Consider the following 16,027-nt stretch of genomic DNA (forward strand, 5'->3'; position numbering starts at 1 on the left):
CTATGATTGCGAACCTATCTGCCGGCGGGCTTGCCCGCCAAACCATTCAGGCCGCGAGATCACCGAGGAAATCGTCGCACCAGCGCGAAACGTCATGCTCCAGGAGATGCTCCATCATTCGCCGCCAGCGGTCGCGACGTTCGTCGAGTGGCATATTGAGCCCGCGCGCTAGTGCATTGGACGTGCCGACGATGTCGTAGGGATTGACGAGCAGGGCGCCGTTCAGTTCGCGCGCCGCGCCGGCAAAGCGGGAAAGAACCAGCACGCCCGGATCGTTAGGGTTTTGTGCGGCGACATATTCCTTGGCGACGAGGTTCATGCCGTCGCGCAGCGGCGTAACGAGGCCGACCTTGGCGAGCCGATAGAGACCGGCGAGCACCGGCCGGCTGACGGAGCGGTTGATATAGCGGATCGGCACCCAGTCGACAGTGCCGAGCGCGCCGTTCACGCGACCGGCCTGTTCGGCGACCATCCGCTGCATCGCTTCGTATTCCGGCACTTCCGAGCGGGATTTCGGGGTTATCTGGAGGTAGGTCACCTTGCGCCGATGCGCCGGATTGTTGGTGACGAAATGCTCGAAGGCATCGATGCGCTGGGTGATCCCCTTGGAATAATCCAGCCGGTCCACGCCAATAATCAGGCTGCGATCCTCAATGCTATGGCGGGCCTTCAACACCATGCTATGGCTATCGGCTCTCCTTGCGAATTCGGCGAAGGCGGCAGTCTCGATGCTGATCGGATAGGCTCCGCCGCGGAACAGGCGCTCACCGGCGGTAAAACGCCCTTCACCAATCATGTCGCCCATCCCTTCGCGGCGCAGGCAGCCTGCGAAGTTTTCCAGATCGTGATCGGTCTGGAAGCCAACGAGGTCATAGGCAGCAAGCCCCCTCATGATTTCCTCGTGAACGGGCATGGCAAAGAGCACGTCTGCCGGCGGCCAGGGAATGTGCAGGAAAAAACCGATCCTGTTCTTCAGCCCCATCTGCCGAAGCTCAGCGGCGAGTGGAATGAGATGATAATCATGGACCCAGATGACGTCGTCAGGCTCGATCAACGGCGCTAGCCGATGGGCGAAGAAGCGGTTGACACGGAAATAGCCGGCCATCTCCGTGCGCCCGTATTCCGCAAGGTCCAGCCGGTAATGACAGATCGGCCAGAGCATGCGGTTGGCGAAGCCGAAGTAATATTCGTCGACATCCTTGGATGTCAGGTCAGTGAGCGCATAGGTGATGTTGCCGCGTTCCTCGATTGAAAGCGGACCGGGTTCACCCTCGTCGTCGATCTTTCCCGACCAGCCCATCCAGATGCCGCCGCGTTTCTCAAGCGCGGCTTCCAGTGCCACGGCAAGCCCGCCGGCGGACGCGGCCCCTTTTTTCTCCGGAACAGGGACGCGGTTGGAGACGACGACAAGGCGGCTCATGACAAATTCCTTTCATTAGAAATAACTGCAAATTCAATCAGCTGGCAAAATTCGCGATGATCTCGCGGACCGCTTCCGCGGAAGGCAGGGTGCCGCGCGCGGCAGTCCCTGCAGACGGCGGGCCAACGCGGACGGAATATCCGCCGAGCTGGTTCGCCACGCCGAACATCGCCTCGTCTGTGAGGTCATCGCCGATGGCGATCGGATGGCGGCCGTTGAATGGCGGCGTTGCGAGAAAGCTCTCCAATGCAACGCCCTTGTTGGCCCTGGCGGGCCGGATTTCGAGAACCATCTTGCCGTGCTGCAGCGTCCAGTCCGGTCCGGCGCGGTTTGCGAAACGCTGCATCACCTCCGCAAGTTCCGCCTGCCGCACCGGCGCAAGGCGGAAATGGGCGGCGACGGCCGCGCCCTTGTCCTCGATGAGGATGCCGGTCCAGCCTGCCGTCTCTGCCCTGAGTTCGATTTTCAGCCTCTCGAATTCGGCTGTCGGCTCCACCTTGAAGATGCTGCCGTCAGGGCTGCGGCGCTCTGCCCCATGCAGGCCGGCGATGGGAAACTGGAAGGGGGTGAAGAGGCGGTCGGCATAGGAAAGCCCTCTGCCCGTCACCAGAGCCAGTGCGCCGCCGAGCTTCTGCGACAGCGCGTCGAGTTGCGCCGGAAGCGACGGCGGCACGAATATCTCATCCGGCGTCGGCGCGAGATCGAGGAGCGTGCCGTCGATATCGAGAAAGAGTGCACCGTCTTGGAGATAGGAAGAGAGTGTGGAGAGGGTTTTATCCTGCCGGGAAGCGCCGCCGGATGACGGAGCTTCTGATAGCTGATTGCGGTTTGCCATGTTTGGGAAACTAGGTCAGCCCGGCCCTCCGGCAACCCTCAACCACCTTCAATCCGCCGGAGGACTGGCGGGATGCTCGGCATAAAAGGCCTTTGCATCCGCCGTGAAAGCGACGCGCTGGCCGGCGGTCGTATAGAACATGTGGCCGCCGCGATAGAGCTTCAGTGACACGCGATTGCCCGCAAGCGAGGGCGGAAGATGATCGACCACGTAGCGGCTGACGCCGTAGGGTGTCACGAGATCGCTGTAGCCATGGGCGATCAGCAGGTGGAAGGACGGGTTGGTAGCGAGCATCTGCCTGATATCATCGGTGGCGCTTGCCTGGAAACGTGAACCGCCGCCGCGACCGCTGCCCCACTCCCAGCGCTGGCTGATATCATTTTCGAGTAGCGTATAGGTCATCTCGGTCTTGAAGCCGAGTTCGTTGCGGGCGTAATCGGCGAAGGCGCCGCCATACGCCCGGGTAAAGCCGTCAAGGATCGCATCGTCGCCCCGGTCATAATCTGATTCCGGATAGGGGTCGGGCGTGGCGAAGGCAGCGTCGTATGGGCTCATCACCTCGCCCGTCTGCTTGCCGGAATGCTTGGCGTAAGCATCGCCGAGGAAGCCGCGATTGCGGGTGACGACATCCTGCGGAACACCCGTAAGGCCGGAAATCTTGTTGTAGAAGGCCGTTGCCGCATCGCCCGTCGGTGCGGGGCCGGCAAGCGTCATGAGATATTCGCCAAGCGCAAAACTCTCAGCGTCGCGCTGGCCGGATTCGCTGAAGCTTTTGCGCCGGTCGGCTTCGGCGGCTGCCAATGAGGGGAATTCCAGTGCAGCACCCAGCGCGAACTGGTCGGCATTGAACATCAACTGCCCTTCGAGCAGCGGCGACAACATGACGGTGCCGGCGATGATGATGCCCTGGCTCTCCTGCAGCGAGGACGCCACTTTGGCGGCGCGGAAACCGCCATAACTTTCGCCGAGCAGGTATTTCGGCGAATTGGCGCGGTTGTTATGGGCGATGTAAAGCGCGATCGTCTTCGCCATCGTCTGCGCGTCAGTGCCGACCTTGTAGTAGTTCGAGGCGTCGTCGGCCTTCATCGTGCGGCTCCAGCCGGTGCCGATCGGATCGATCAGCACGAGATCGGTGAAATCGAGCCAGCTATGCGTGTTATCGACGAGCTTGGCATTTGCGCCGTCACGGCCATCAGGACCGAAATCCAGCACCTTCGGGCCGACGAGGCCGAGATGCAGGAATGCGGAAGCCGCACCCGGCCCGCCATTGAAGGCGAAGGTGATCGGCCGATTCGGCTCGGCATCCTTGGCGACGTAAGCCGTGTAGAAAATTGCAGCGTTCTGCCCGCCATCCTGGCCAAAGAGATCAATCGTGCCAGCCGTCGCAGTATAGGCGATCTTGCGCCCATCGGCCGTCGTAAGCTCATGTTCCGTGACGGAATCGGCCGGCAATAACTTCAGCACGCCCTCGCGGGCCGAGCTCTGTTGGGCTGGCGCGCGGCGTTCACCGGCCTCCTGCTGCGCGAAAGTGAGGGAAGGCGCGAGTGTGGCGGCCAGCGCGGCGAAGAAAAGCAGGGATCGAAAGCGCAAGTATATCTCCTCCGGCAGGTGCGGGTTGCGGCTGAGATAGGTTAGCAGTCACGCCCTTGCGATGGAGATCAAGAGATGGTGATGCGCAAGTGAGCCCGGCTTATTCGCCCTTCTCGATGGTGCGCGCATTCACATGCAGCGCGCGCCCCGCCTGCCATCCGTTGAAGGCAGCACCAAGACCGAGCGCGACGAAAAGCACGGCGCACCCGGCGAAGCTTCCCGTCCAGCCGCGGATCAGGCCGACGATGAACGGGCCGATTGCGGCGAGCAGATAACCGACGCATTGCGCCATGCCGGAAAGATGAGCGGCCACGTGCGGATCGCGCGAACGCAGCACGATAGCCGTCATCGCCGCGGCAATAAGCCCGCCCTGGCCGATCCCCTGCAGGACAGCCCAGACCCAGACGGAGGAAAGTGGTGCGAAGAGCAGACCGAGAAGTGCTGCGACGGCGAAAGCGCAGAGCGTCACGTTGATAAGGCGCTGGTCTTTACCGCGCACGGCAATGTGCGGCACGACGAGGCAGGCCGCGGCCTGAACCATGACAGAAGCGGAAACGATGCCGCCAGCCGTAACGCCATCAAGCCCGCGCTCGCGCAGGATCGGCACCAGCCAGCCGAAGACGCAATAGGCGAGTGCCGACTGCAGACCCATGAAAAGCGTGACCTGCCAGGCGAGCTTGTCCCGCCAGAGCCCTTCGACACGAAAGCCGCTGCGCCGCGGCTGTCGACCGCTCGCAATGACCTGCGGCAGCCAGATCAGCCCAATGACGAGAACGGGCAAGGCCCAGACGGCGAGCGCGCCTTCCAGCGACCCGCCAAGCGCATGTTCGATCGGCAGCGTCAGGCCGGCAGCACTTGCGGCACCTGCGCAGAGCGCCATCGTATAGAGGCCGGTCATCAGAGCCGCATTCGCGGCGAAGTCGCGCTTCACCAGTCCGGGCAGCAACACGTTGCCGACGGCGATCGCAGCACCCGCAAGTGCGGTGCCGAGAAAGAGCAGTGGAATGGAAGAAAGGCCGCGCAGTGCCGTACCGAGCGTCAAGAGCAGGAGTACGCCAAGCAGTGTCCGTTCCGAGCCGATGCGCTGGGCAAGCCGAGGAGCCAGCGGTGAGAAGGCACCGAGGCAGACGACCGGAAGCGTCGTCAGAAGACTGGCGCCGAGCGACGACAGGCCGAGTTCGGTACGGATTTCCGGCAGCAGGGCGGAAGCGCTGGAAAACACCGGCCGCAGATTAAACGCGATCAGCACGAGGCTGGCACCGAGCAGGAAGCGGGCAGTCATGCTCTGCTTCTGCGGCGGCAGCGGTGTCGGCACACTGTCGATTTCGGCATCGATCATCGTCTCGTCGACGGCGTCGAGCGCTACGTTCTGTATGGACATGGTCATGAAAGAAGCATCCGGTCGAGGGCGGAAAGGACAGGCGCCATAAAGTCGCGCACGGCTGCATCGGCCTTGCCCGGATCGCCAGTCTCGATGGCGTCGACGATCGCCTGATGCGCCTGCATGTCGGGCTCGGGGATCGCCTTATCGAGTGTGGCGGCAATCGTCTCTGCGATCGATGTGGAGAAGAAATCATAGATCTCGATCATCGCCCGGTTACCGGAGGCGGCGATGACCGCCTTGTGGAAGGCAAGGTCGCGTTCGATGAAGCCTGCCGGATCGCCGCCTTCATAATTGCCACGCTCGGCAAGCAGCGCGCGAAGCCCGGCGATGACGTCGGGCGTCTTGCGGATGGCAGCCAGACGTGCGCCTTCGACATCGAGCGCGCAGCGCGCCTCGAACTGGTCGCGCAGGCTGGCGCGCCGCGCCATGGCGAGCGGCAGGCTGTTATCGGTGATCGAGAGCACATAAGTGCCGGAGCCCTGTCGCGTTTCCAGGAGGCCCTGCGAGACGAGAACGCGCACGGCTTCGCGCACCGTGCCGCGGCTGACCGACAGCATGGCAGAAAGCGAGGCTTCGTTCGGCAGTTTCTCGCCGACAGCCCAGCGCTTGGCGAGGATCTCGCTGCGGATCGCTTCGCTGGCCGTGTCCGCAAGATTGGTCTTGTTGAGAGGCTGCATGAGCACTATTCATAAAGTCATCTGATGACTTTATGAATAGTGGTTTTCCTCTCGAGCGTCAACGGCTCAATGAAGGCAATAAAAAAGGGCCGCTTTCGCGACCCTTTCCATGAGGTTTGGCCTGTAACTGGCCGGACCGTCTTATGCGGTCCCAGGAAGGCTGGGTTTAGAACGAGGGCTGCCTCGCTTTCATCACCACTTCCATGCCCGTTACGAGGTCCGAAAACTCACTAGACATTGGATCACCTTCCTTTCATTACGTTGACGATGACACAAAGGTAGGCTGTTTCCTCTGAGATGCAAGAGGAAAGCGCATCGCTGCTTTTTAGCCGGCATCTGGTTATGTCGTTCAATTGCCTGACTTTCTGCCATCGCGATCACGCAAATCCATATCGTTTTTGCGGAAAGTGATCTCGGCCGTCGTCAAGAATTCGTCATCTTCGCCTTGCAAATCGGGTGGCTGTTAAGGCCTTGTTAGCCGTAGCATCAGACAATCCAAGACGTTTTCAGCATTACTGCCGCAGCAGGCGGCGGGCCGGAGCAAAAGCATGTGTCGCTGGGCAGCCTATCGCGGAGACCCCCTCTATCTGGAGGAGCTGGTATCTTCGCCCGCCCATTCCCTGATCGAGCAATCCCATTGCGCCACCCGCGCCAAGACGGCGACGAATGGCGATGGCTTCGGCATTGCCTGGTATGGTGACCGGCCGGAGCCGGGTCGCTACCGCGATATACTGCCGGCCTGGTCCGACTGCAATCTGAAAAGCCTTGCGCGGCAGATCCGCTCGCCGCTTTTCCTTGCCCATGTGCGGGCCGCGACCGGCGGCGGCACGCGGCGCGACAACTGCCATCCCTTCACGCATGAAACCTGGTCCTTTATGCATAACGGCCAGATTTCCGGCTTCGAACGCCTGCGCCGGCCGATGGAAACCATGTTGGACGATGACCTTTTCAACGTTCGCAGCGGCACGACGGATTCCGAGCTTTTATTCCTGCTGGCACTGCAGTTTGGCCTGCGCGACGCGCCGATCGCTGCTGTGGCCCAAACCATCGCCTTTGTCGAAGGTCTGGCGGAGAATATTCTGGGTTCCGTGCTGTTGCGTTTCACCGCTGCCTTCTCGGACGGCAAGTCGCTTTATGCGGTCCGCTATGCCACCGACCGCAAGGCGCCGACGCTCTATGCCTCGCTGCTTGCCGGAGGATATTGCCTCGTGTCGGAGCCGCTGAACGATGATGGCGATGCGTGGCAGGAGATTCCCGATGGCAGTGCCGTGACCGTCAGCATCGACGGTTTGGAAATCACGGCTTTCCAGCCCGAAAAGCGTGCATCCGCAAGATCGGAGCCCGTCTCTATTCCCGCATGAGCCGTTCGGCGATCAGCGCGGCCAGCCGCTCTGCCACTTCATCCTTGGAAAGATCGGGCCATTGTTCGATACCGTCGCGGCGGATGAGTTTTACGCTATTGCGCGTACCGCCCATGATGCCGGTCGATGGTGAAACGTCATTGGCGACGATCAGGTCCGCGCCCTTGCGCTCCAGCTTCAGCTTGGCATTGGCCTCGATATCCTGTGTCTCTGCGGCAAAGCCGATCACCAGTTTCGGCCGCGTCGTGTGATGACCGACGGTCTTGAGAATGTCAGGGTTCTCCGTCAGCGCCAGCGTCGGAATGGATTCGCCCGGATGTTTCTTGATCTTCTGATCGGCAGCCGAGGCGACGCGCCAGTCGGCAACGGCAGCCACCATCACGGCGACATCGGCGGGCAGGGCGGCAAGCACCGCATCGCGCATTTCCTCGGCTCGTTCGACAGGTACCACCCTGACTCCGACGGGATCGGGAATAGTCACCGGACCGGACACCAGCGTTACATCGGCGCCGAGCTGCGCAAGTGCTGCAGCAATGGCATGCCCCTGCCGGCCTGAGGAGCGGTTGGCGATGTAGCGTACCGGATCGATCGGCTCATGCGTCGGGCCTGATGTGACGATCGCCCGCTTGCCGGCAAGCGGCTTCGGACCATCATGGAGAAGCGCCTCGGCAGCAGCAACGATCTCCAGAGGCTCGGCCATCCGGCCCGTGCCGGCTTCACGGCTTTCCGCCATCTCACCGGCCATAGGGCCGATGAAGCGGACACCGTCACGCCGTAAGGTCTCGACATTGCGTTTTGTCGCCGGATGCGTCCACATCTTCGGGTTCATCGCCGGCGCCGCAAGCATCGGCCGGTCGGTGGCGAGCAGCACGGTGGAGGCGAGATCGTCGGCAAGGCCATGCGCCATCTTCGCCATCAGGTCGGCGGTGGCGGGCGCAATCAGCACCAGGTCACAATCGCGCGCCAGCCGGATATGGCCAACATCCTGTTCGTCCTGGCGGGAAAAGAGGTCGGTGAAGACATGGTCGGCAGCAAGTGCGCCGACGGCAAGCGGAGTCACGAATTCCTGTGCACCCTTTGTCATGATCGGGCGCACGGAAGCGCCGCGTTCGCGCAGGCGGCGGATGAGATCGAGGCTCTTATAGGCCGCAATGCCGCCCGAGATGATGATGAGGATGCGTTTGCCGCTGAGAGCCATGGTTTTTCCCCGCCGCTTCTTTGAACGGGTAAGACCCTAAGCCTTTGACGCAAAACATGCAATCACCGGCGCTCAGGCGTGTTTGACCCGCTTCGCCGTGAAGATCGCGATCGCCATGCCGACGCCGATCAGCTGCAGGATCGCGCCGCCGGCCTCGGCTACGGTCGGCATGCGCTGCTCGAACAGGAAGCCATAAAACAGGCCGAAGACGGTTTCTGCAACGATCAGCTGTGCAGCAAGCGCCAGCGGCAGAAGGCGCGAGGCAATCATCCAGCACAGCGTGGCAAGCCATGAGCCGGCAATGCCCATGACGGCTGCCCAGAGCACGAAGTGAAAAGTCTGCGTGCCGGTGAAGCTGACAGTCTCCCCGAGCGAGGTGAAGGGCAGGAGGACGAGTGCGCCGATGCCGGCGCCGATCCCCTGCAAGGCGGTCCAGTGCATGGCGCTTGGGGCATCCTGCGACTGCATGACCGCAGCGCTCATCATGCCATAGGCGACCCAGAGCGCCAGTCCGATCAGCGCGGCGACGATGCCGAACAGGATTTCCGGCTGATCGCTGGCGGATGTCGTGGCGAAGATCGAGACATTCACCCAGCCGATGCCGACGCCTATCAGGATCAGCGGTATTGCCAGTGTTCTCCAGTCGATGGACCGGTCCTTGAGATTGGCGATGATGGCAAGTAGTACAGGCATCGTGCCGATGACGAGCGGTGGAATGGCAGTGCCTGCGTAATGCACGGCATAGGAAATACTCATGAAATAACCGACATAACCGATACTGCCGAGCGCAATGCCGGTCAGAACTAGCGACCGCCGCAAACCCACTGGACGAAAGCGCGGATTGATCATCAAGATCAGGCTGATGACGGCAAAAAGCCCGTAGCGCGCCACCGTCAGGTCGATCGCCGTATAGGGCGCGACGACGCGCGGGGCGACGAAGCTCAGCCCCCATAGCGCACAGGTGGCAAGACCGCACAGGATGCCGATCAGCATGTGAAACTCCGAAGAGGTGGGGACCGGGCTCCGGCAGGAAAGGGATCGGGAGCAGTCACGGAGAGATGTTGTCTAGCCCAATATGCCCTATCACACGGTTAAACAAGGGCCGGCGTTCGACATGGCAAGGGCGGGTTTGGCAAACAGGCTGGGAAGAGCTGTTCCGTGCTCAGGGCATGAAGAACCCGGAACCCCGCATGCGCATGCTCGACGGCTTCAATGAGGGCTGGGTCGACTTCGAAGGTGGCCGCGAGAGATCGCAGAAGGGTACGATGTCAATCGAAACGGCGATTCGCCGTCTCGTCTCCAGCGCATGAACGAGAAGGCCGCGGTGGGAGGAACCGCGGCCTTCTCATATCTACGAGATAGGCTTCACCCTCAGGTACGAGTGATCGATACACCGCCATCGACCAGCGAAGCTGTGCCGGTGACGAAGCTTGCATCGTCGGATGCTAGGTAGAGCACGGAGCGGGCAAGCTCTTCCGGTGTTGCGACGCGCTTCAGGGCATGCAGGTTGGTGATGAAGGCCTGCTTGTCGGAGGTATCATTCATTTCCCGATACATGTCCGTGTCCACGGCACCGGGCAGAACAGCGTTGACGCGGATATTCTGCGGGCCGTATTCGGCGGCGAGTGCCTGTGTGAGTCCGATGAGGCCGGACTTGCTGGCGGCATAGGCAGCCACACCCGGGAAGGAGAAGCTGTAGCCGATAAAGGTCGAGGTGAAAATCACCGAACCGCTGCCGTGCTTGACCATCTCCGCGATCTGATGTTTGGCGGCAAGGAAGGAGGCCGTCAGGTTGATCGCCACCGTGTCGGCAAAGCCTGCCTCCGAAACTTCTGTGCTCGGGCCGGCCTCACCGATCGTGCCGGCATTGTTGAAGGCGATGTCGAGCTTGCCGTAATTTTCGACGGCGGCTGCGACAAGCGCCTTGTGATAGTCTTCCGAGCGGACGTCGCCGGCAACGGCGACGGCATCGCCGCCCGTGGCCTTGATTTCGGCCACCAGGCTTTCAAGTTCGGCCTGGCGGCGCGCGCCGACGACGACCTTGGCGCCTTCAGCGGCAAAGAGTTTGGCGGTAACGCGGCCGATACCCGAGCTTGCGCCGGTGACGATTGCGACCTTGTTGATCAGACGATTCATTGTTCCATCTCCTGAATTTCGGTTGGATTGGCGTGGCCGCCGGTTTCGATGAGTGGAAGATGGCATTCTTTCTTCGTTCGGATTAGTCTCCTAAATGCGGAGCTCGAATTCGGAAAAGCCGAACGATGATGAAGATCGAGGGTATTACGGCTTTTGTTGCGGTGGTGGAGGCCGGATCGGTGAGCGAGGCCGCTCGACGGCTGCGGCTGTCTAAATCCGTCGTCAGCGAAAGACTGGCGGAGCTGGAGAAGACACTGAGCGCCATGCTCGTCCACCGCACCACGCGCAAGCTGACCTTGACGGAGGATGGAGCCGCCTTTCTGGAGCGCGCCGTACGCATCGTCCGCGAAATGGAAGATGCCGAGGCCGACATGGCGGAACGCCGCGGCACTCTGTCAGGCCCGCTACGCATCGCCGCCCCCGTCACGTTCGGCCGCCTGCATCTCGGCCCAGCGCTCTATCCATTTCTGAAGGCGCACCCGCAGATCGCGCTGACGCTCGATATGGACGACAGGCGAGTCGATCCGGCATCGGACGGATATGACGCGATCATCCGCCACGGTGCCATCGCAGACTCACGGCTGATCGCCTGGAAGCTCGCCCGCAGCCGAAGGCTGTTGGTGGCATCGCCCGATTATCTTGAGCGTCACGGAACGCCGGCTTCGCTCGCCGATCTCAACAGCCATCACGGACTTTTCTACACCAATCGCGGCGTCGCCGACTGGCGGTTCCAAACGGATGAAGGGGCGGTCGTCGTTCGTGCGATGCTGGGTCTCGGCATCAACAATGGCGATATGCTGCACGATGCGGCGATGTCAGGCCTCGGCATCGCGCTTTTGCCGACCTTCATTATCGGTCCCGCAATCCGCGAGGGGCGCCTGGTCGAGATCGATGTGGGTGCCCGGCCGGAGCCGGAATTCATCTACATGGCCCATCCCGAAGGCAGAAATCCCTCGGCCAAGCTGCGCGCCATCGCCGATCATCTGAAAAAGACCTTCGGCGATCCACCCTATTGGGATCCGGCTGTCAGGATAGCAGGCTCATCAGGTTTTCGGTGACGGGAGAGCGCTGGCTGCGCAGCACGGCGAGCGCCAGCCGCGCCACGGCAGGCGGGCCTTCGATCGGCCGGTAGGCGACCCCTGCAAGTTTGATCTGAGAAATCGAGGCCGGGACGATCGAAACGCCGAGATCGGCGGCAACGAGATTGACGACCGAAGAAATCTGCGGCGCTTCCTGCGCCACGGTCAGCTCGAAGCCGGCCTCGCGGCAGGCGCGCACGACATCGTCATAGAGGCTGAGACCGACAAGCCGCGGGAAGAGGATAAAGGGTTCGTTGGCCAGCAAGGCGAGCGACAGCATTCTGTGTTTTGCAAGCGGATGGCCGGCGGGCAGGGCGACGACCATCGGCTCGTCCGGCAGGCGCTTCAGCCTGATGCCATCGGGATCGCTGAGGCCAGGACGCATGAAGGTCGCATCCAGCTCGCCGCGCTCCAGCTTCTGCATCAGCCCCAGCGTATTCATCTCCGTCAGTGACAGGCGCACTTCGGGCCAGCGGGCGCGAAAGCGGCGGATCGTGGTGCTGACTAGGGAATTGAAGGCGGAGGAGGCGGTAAAACCGAGCGACAGCCGGCCGGTCTCGCCGCGATTGGCGCTTTGAGCCGCAAGCCGCGCCTTCTCGGCCGCCGCAAGCGATGCCTTCGCCTCCGGAAGGAAGGCCGTACCGGCGACCGTCAACTCCGCTCCATGCGGCACGCGATGGAAGAGCATCACCCCGATTTCGGCCTCAAGATCGCGGATCTGCTGGCTGAGTGGCGGCTGGCCGATGCCGAGGCGCGCGGCTGCCCGCGTGAAATTGCCCTCTTCGGCGACCGCCAGAAAATATCGGATATGCCGCAGCTCCATCGCTATCTCCAAAACCTATCAAGATCGCCAGTTTCATATATTGGACAAATGGAGGCGCCTTGACTAGATCGGAAGCAGGAAGGAATGACTCATGTCCGACTCTGCAATCCAAGACGTCGCCAGCCTGCAAACAGCCGAGGAGACCCAGGCAAGACACTATCTGACACGCGGCACCGGCGCCTATCGCCGTGCCAGCCTGGCGCTCTTCCTTTCCGGCTTCGCTACCTTCTCGCTGCTCTATTGCGTGCAGCCGCTGCTGCCGATCTTCGCGCAGGAATTTGCCGTCAGCCCGGCCGAAAGCTCGCTGTCGCTGTCGCTCGCCACGGGCTTCCTGGCAATCGCCATCGTCTGCGCTGCAGCCGTCTCGGAGGGGCTTGGCAGGCGCAGTCTGATGTCGATTTCGCTGGTCGGAGCTGCCGTGCTGACGATCGCCACCGCTTTTGCGCCAAGCTGGCATCTGTTGCTGGTTATCCGCGCGCTGCAGGGCTTCGTGCTTGGCGGTGTGCCAGCCGTCGCCATGGCCTATCTTGCAGAAGAAATCGATCCGCGCGGCCTTGGCGCCACGATGGGCCTCTATGTCGGTGGCACGGCTTTCGGCGGCATGTCGGGCCGCGTGCTGACGGGGATCTTCGCGGAATATCTCTCCTGGCGGCCGGCCATATTCCTGATCGGCGCCATCGGCCTTGCTGCGGCCATCGGCTTTATCGCGCTGCTGCCGCCCTCACGCAATTTCGTGCGTCGCGCAGGCTTCGATCCGCAGTTCCATCTGAAGGCCTGGCTCGGGCATCTCGGCAATCCGGCGCTGCCCTTCATCTTCGCCATCGCTTTCTTCGCGATGGGCTCCTTCGTGACGATGTACAATTACGCCGGCTTCCGCCTCGTCGCGCCACCCTATGAGCTCAACCAGACCGAACTCGGCCTGATCTTCACCGTCTATCTCTTCGGTATCGGTGCGTCCTCGATCGGCGGCATCCTCGGCGACCGCCTCGGCCACTTCACCGTGCTGCTGGCGGGCATCGTCATCACAGCAGCAGGCTGCGCGTTGACGCTCTCGGCATCCCTGCCGCTCATCATCCTCGGCATCATCGTGCTGACGAGCGGTTTCTTCATGACGCATTCTGTAGCCAGCGGTCTCGTCGGCAAGCTCGCCGTCGGCACCAAAGGACACGCCTCCTCGCTCTACATGCTCGCCTATTACATCGGCTCCAGCGTCATTGGCTCGGCAGGCGGCTGGTTCTGGGCGATGGAGGGATGGGCCGCGGTCGTGGTCTTCACGCTCATCCTAATGGCGTCGGCTTTTCTCTCTGCACTGGCCGCGCGCCGGCTTGCCCGGCGCCCGCCTTGACTTCCGGTTCACGATCATTAATTTAACCGATAGGTTAAATATCATTCGGAGGAATATCGTGAAGAAAACCTATCATGGAAGCTGCCACTGCGGCGCCGTCGCCTATGAGGCCGGGTTCGACCTCTCGGCCGGCACCTTCAAATGCAATTGCTCCGTCTGCCGCAAGAAACGCAGTTGGCTGGCGATCGTGCAGCCAAATGATTTTCGGTTGGTCTCAGGCAGGGACCATTTGCGCGAATATCTCTTCGGCTCCGGCTCGATCCATCACCTCTTCTGCGAGACCTGCGGCGTGAGCTCCTTCGCTCGCAACGACAACGAGACCATCGGCCCCTTTATCGCCGTCGCAATCAACTGCCTCGACGATGCAGATGCCGAAGAACTTGCCGCGGCACCCATCGCCTATTTCGACGGTCTGAATGACCGTTACGACGCAGCACCCACCGAAATAAGGCATCTCTGAGCGGGTGGCATTCAGCCAAGCCGGATATAGGGCACGTCCTTCTTCGCCACTTCGTCCAGTGCCTCGTCGTAGCCGGCGTCGGCATAACGCATGACGCCGAGCGCCGTATCGTTGGTCAGTGCGTGGTCGAGACGTTCGTCGGCGGCTTCGGATCCGTCGGCAACGACGGTCACGCCGCAGCTCGTCATGTAACCGGCATAACCGCCGCCGCCCGAATGGACGACGACAAGGTCGGCCATCGAGGAGCAGAGCATCATCGCATCGATGAGCGGCCAGTCGGCAATGGCGTCCGAGCCATCCTTCATGCGCTCCGTCATGATATTCGGATGCGCCATCGCACCGGCATCGAGATGGTCGCGGGAGAAGGCGACGGGACCCTTGAGCTCGCCATTCGCAACCAGTTCGTTGACGCGCCGGGCCAGCGCCGTGCGCTCACCGTGACCCAGCCAGGCAATGCGCGCCGGCAATCCTTCGAAGGGAATATGCTCGCGCGCCAGCCGGATCCAGTTGGTGATGATCTTGTTGTCAGGGAACATCTCCAAGAGCAGATCGTCGATCTGCGCGATATCGCTTTCTTCGCCCGACAGCGCCATCCAGCGGAAGGGGCCGATCGCGCGGGCAAAGAGCGGGCGGAGATACGCTTCCGTGAAGATCGGAATGTCGAAGGCATTGGTAACGCCGCCCTCGCGGGCCTGGGTGCGGATGAGATTGCCGTTGTCGAAGACTTCCGATCCGCGCTTCTGGAACTCCAGCATGGCAGTCACATGCTCGACGATCGAGGTGCGGCTCGCGGCCATAAGCTGGCCCTGGCCCTCGTCACGCAGGCCCTTCACCTGATCGAGGCTCATGCCCTTCGGCACATAGCCATAGACGAGATCATGGGCCGAGGTCTGATCGGTGACGATATCGGGCACGATGCCGCGCCGGGCGATCTCTGGATAGATTTCCGCCGCATTGCCGACAAGCCCGACGGACAACGCGCGCTTTTCCTTGACGGCTGCATCGATCATCGCGAGCGCTCCGTCGAGATTAGGGGCTATTTCCTGCAGATAGCCGATCTGCTGACGCTTGCGGGCGCGCTCCGCATCGATGTCGACGCAGAGGATCGCAGCCCCCGCCATGCGGCCGGCGAGCGGCTGCGCACCCCCCATGCCGCCGAGCCCCGCCGTCAGCACGAAGCGGCCATGGAGATCACCGCCGAAGCGCCGTTCGGCGATGCGCATGAAGATTTCATAGGTGCCCTGAATGACCCCCTGGCTGCCGATATATTGCCAGGCGCCGGCCGTCAGCCCGCCCCAGCAGATCAGCCCCTTGCGCTGCAATTCGTAAAAGACCTCGGCCTTCGCCCACTGGCCGACGATGTTGCAATTCGCCATGATGACGAGCGGCGCCTTGGCATGGGTCTTCACGAGGCCGATCGGCTTGCCGGACTGGATCAGTAGCGTCTGGTCCTCGTCCATCTCGGTGAGAGCCTTGACGATGCCCCGATGCGCCGGCCAGTTGCGCGCCGCCTTGCCGAGCGCGGCATAAACAACGAGATTGTCAGGATCCTCGCCGACCGAGAGCACATTTTCCAGAAGCCGCAGCAGCGCTTCCTGCCGCCAGCCCTTGGCGCGCAACTCCGGCCCGCCGGGAATCGGAAATTTCGGATGGCGTGGATTGGCCTTCGGCATCTTGGGTTCCTCGTTTTTCGTCGTCGGCGCATACAGCACCGGCAAT

The 16,027-nt window shown here is 62.1% G+C and carries 14 protein-coding genes and 1 pseudogene; 5 read left to right on the forward strand and 10 right to left on the reverse strand.

The features are described 5' to 3' along the window. Positions 1 to 46: 46 nt before the first annotated feature. The 5 genes from otsA to FHT82_RS07300 all read right to left on the reverse strand — a co-directional run bounded on the left by otsA (position 47) and on the right by FHT82_RS07300 (position 5,906). Positions 47 to 1,420 carry an alpha,alpha-trehalose-phosphate synthase (UDP-forming) gene (gene otsA, locus FHT82_RS07280; RefSeq protein WP_183727833.1) on the reverse strand — a complete coding sequence of 458 codons (1,374 nt, stop codon included), beginning with the start codon at positions 1,418 to 1,420 and terminating at the stop codon, positions 47 to 49. Between the two features lie 37 nt (positions 1,421 to 1,457). Continuing rightward, positions 1,458 to 2,255: a trehalose-phosphatase gene (gene otsB, locus FHT82_RS07285; RefSeq protein WP_183727840.1), complete on the reverse strand. Its 798-nt coding sequence runs from the start codon at positions 2,253 to 2,255 to the stop codon at positions 1,458 to 1,460. 48 nt (positions 2,256 to 2,303) lie between these two features. Then, positions 2,304 to 3,845 carry a carboxypeptidase gene (locus tag FHT82_RS07290; RefSeq protein ID WP_183727842.1) on the reverse strand — a complete coding sequence of 514 codons (1,542 nt, stop codon included), beginning with the start codon at positions 3,843 to 3,845 and terminating at the stop codon, positions 2,304 to 2,306. Positions 3,846 to 3,945: 100 nt separating this feature from the next. Next, on the reverse strand, positions 3,946 to 5,232 hold the full coding sequence (locus FHT82_RS07295; protein WP_183727844.1) for an MFS transporter: 1,287 nt from the start codon (positions 5,230 to 5,232) through the stop codon (positions 3,946 to 3,948). Beyond that, the gene (locus FHT82_RS07300; protein ID WP_183727846.1) at positions 5,229 to 5,906 is read right to left on the reverse strand and encodes a FadR/GntR family transcriptional regulator; all 678 of its coding nucleotides are present in this window, start codon (positions 5,904 to 5,906) and stop codon (positions 5,229 to 5,231) included. Before FHT82_RS07300 ends, FHT82_RS07295 begins: the two co-directional genes overlap by 4 nt. A 548-nt stretch (positions 5,907 to 6,454) precedes the next feature. Here FHT82_RS07300 and FHT82_RS07305 point away from each other — a divergent pair. Further along, entirely contained in the window at positions 6,455 to 7,267 is an 813-nt protein-coding gene (locus FHT82_RS07305) for a class II glutamine amidotransferase (protein WP_183727848.1), read from the forward strand. Here the strand turns inward: FHT82_RS07305 and coaBC are convergent. Both coaBC and FHT82_RS07315 read right to left on the reverse strand, forming a co-directional pair. Further along, on the reverse strand, positions 7,254 to 8,465 hold the full coding sequence (gene coaBC, locus FHT82_RS07310; protein WP_183727850.1) for a bifunctional phosphopantothenoylcysteine decarboxylase/phosphopantothenate--cysteine ligase CoaBC: 1,212 nt from the start codon (positions 8,463 to 8,465) through the stop codon (positions 7,254 to 7,256). The genes FHT82_RS07305 and coaBC overlap by 14 nt on opposite strands. A gap of 72 nt (positions 8,466 to 8,537) precedes the next feature. Further along, the gene (locus FHT82_RS07315; protein WP_183727852.1) at positions 8,538 to 9,458 is read right to left on the reverse strand and encodes a DMT family transporter; all 921 of its coding nucleotides are present in this window, start codon (positions 9,456 to 9,458) and stop codon (positions 8,538 to 8,540) included. Between the two features lie 149 nt (positions 9,459 to 9,607). Between FHT82_RS07315 and FHT82_RS07320 the strand changes: the two are divergent. Next, positions 9,608 to 9,775 (forward strand): annotated as a pseudogene (locus tag FHT82_RS07320) (NmrA family transcriptional regulator); the annotation flags it as partial. Positions 9,776 to 9,836: 61 nt separating this feature from the next. Here the strand turns inward: FHT82_RS07320 and FHT82_RS07325 are convergent. Next, on the reverse strand, positions 9,837 to 10,601 hold the full coding sequence (locus FHT82_RS07325; RefSeq protein WP_183727854.1) for an SDR family oxidoreductase: 765 nt from the start codon (positions 10,599 to 10,601) through the stop codon (positions 9,837 to 9,839). Between the two features lie 125 nt (positions 10,602 to 10,726). Here FHT82_RS07325 and FHT82_RS07330 point away from each other — a divergent pair, with 125 nt between their 5' ends. Continuing rightward, on the forward strand, positions 10,727 to 11,659 hold the full coding sequence (locus FHT82_RS07330; RefSeq protein ID WP_183727856.1) for a LysR family transcriptional regulator: 933 nt from the start codon (positions 10,727 to 10,729) through the stop codon (positions 11,657 to 11,659). Here the strand turns inward: FHT82_RS07330 and FHT82_RS07335 are convergent. Further along, on the reverse strand, positions 11,628 to 12,503 hold the full coding sequence (locus FHT82_RS07335; RefSeq protein WP_183727858.1) for a LysR family transcriptional regulator: 876 nt from the start codon (positions 12,501 to 12,503) through the stop codon (positions 11,628 to 11,630). The genes FHT82_RS07330 and FHT82_RS07335 overlap by 32 nt on opposite strands. A 91-nt stretch (positions 12,504 to 12,594) precedes the next feature. On the opposite strand from FHT82_RS07335, the gene FHT82_RS07340 reads away from it, so the two are divergent. Next, positions 12,595 to 13,848: an MFS transporter gene (locus tag FHT82_RS07340; protein WP_183727860.1), complete on the forward strand. Its 1,254-nt coding sequence runs from the start codon at positions 12,595 to 12,597 to the stop codon at positions 13,846 to 13,848. A 58-nt stretch (positions 13,849 to 13,906) separates the two neighbouring features. Continuing rightward, positions 13,907 to 14,308: a GFA family protein gene (locus FHT82_RS07345; protein WP_183727862.1), complete on the forward strand. Its 402-nt coding sequence runs from the start codon at positions 13,907 to 13,909 to the stop codon at positions 14,306 to 14,308. Positions 14,309 to 14,319: 11 nt separating this feature from the next. Here FHT82_RS07345 and FHT82_RS07350 read toward each other — a convergent pair whose 3' ends face one another. Then, on the reverse strand, positions 14,320 to 15,981 hold the full coding sequence (locus FHT82_RS07350) for a urocanate hydratase (protein WP_183727864.1): 1,662 nt from the start codon (positions 15,979 to 15,981) through the stop codon (positions 14,320 to 14,322). Positions 15,982 to 16,027 lie beyond the last annotated feature (46 nt).

This window comes from Rhizobium sp. BK275 (assembly GCF_014193555.1).
In the GTDB taxonomy this organism is placed as follows: domain Bacteria; phylum Pseudomonadota; class Alphaproteobacteria; order Rhizobiales; family Rhizobiaceae; genus Rhizobium.

Coding starts and splice junctions, on each gene's coding strand:
- coaBC (WP_183727850.1), bottom strand. CDS start 8,465: ATGGCTCTCAGCGGCAAACGCATCCTCATCATCATCTCGGGCGGCATT.
- FHT82_RS07315 (WP_183727852.1), bottom strand. CDS start 9,458: ATGCTGATCGGCATCCTGTGCGGTCTTGCCACCTGTGCGCTATGGGGG.
- FHT82_RS07325 (WP_183727854.1), bottom strand. CDS start 10,601: ATGAATCGTCTGATCAACAAGGTCGCAATCGTCACCGGCGCAAGCTCG.
- FHT82_RS07340 (WP_183727860.1), top strand. CDS start 12,595: ATGTCCGACTCTGCAATCCAAGACGTCGCCAGCCTGCAAACAGCCGAG.
- FHT82_RS07295 (WP_183727844.1), bottom strand. CDS start 5,232: ATGACCATGTCCATACAGAACGTAGCGCTCGACGCCGTCGACGAGACG.
- FHT82_RS07350 (WP_183727864.1), bottom strand. CDS start 15,981: ATGCCGAAGGCCAATCCACGCCATCCGAAATTTCCGATTCCCGGCGGG.
- otsA (WP_183727833.1), bottom strand. CDS start 1,420: ATGAGCCGCCTTGTCGTCGTCTCCAACCGCGTCCCTGTTCCGGAGAAA.
- FHT82_RS07305 (WP_183727848.1), top strand. CDS start 6,455: ATGTGTCGCTGGGCAGCCTATCGCGGAGACCCCCTCTATCTGGAGGAG.
- FHT82_RS07335 (WP_183727858.1), bottom strand. CDS start 12,503: ATGGAGCTGCGGCATATCCGATATTTTCTGGCGGTCGCCGAAGAGGGC.
- FHT82_RS07300 (WP_183727846.1), bottom strand. CDS start 5,906: ATGCAGCCTCTCAACAAGACCAATCTTGCGGACACGGCCAGCGAAGCG.
- otsB (WP_183727840.1), bottom strand. CDS start 2,255: ATGGCAAACCGCAATCAGCTATCAGAAGCTCCGTCATCCGGCGGCGCT.
- FHT82_RS07330 (WP_183727856.1), top strand. CDS start 10,727: ATGATGAAGATCGAGGGTATTACGGCTTTTGTTGCGGTGGTGGAGGCC.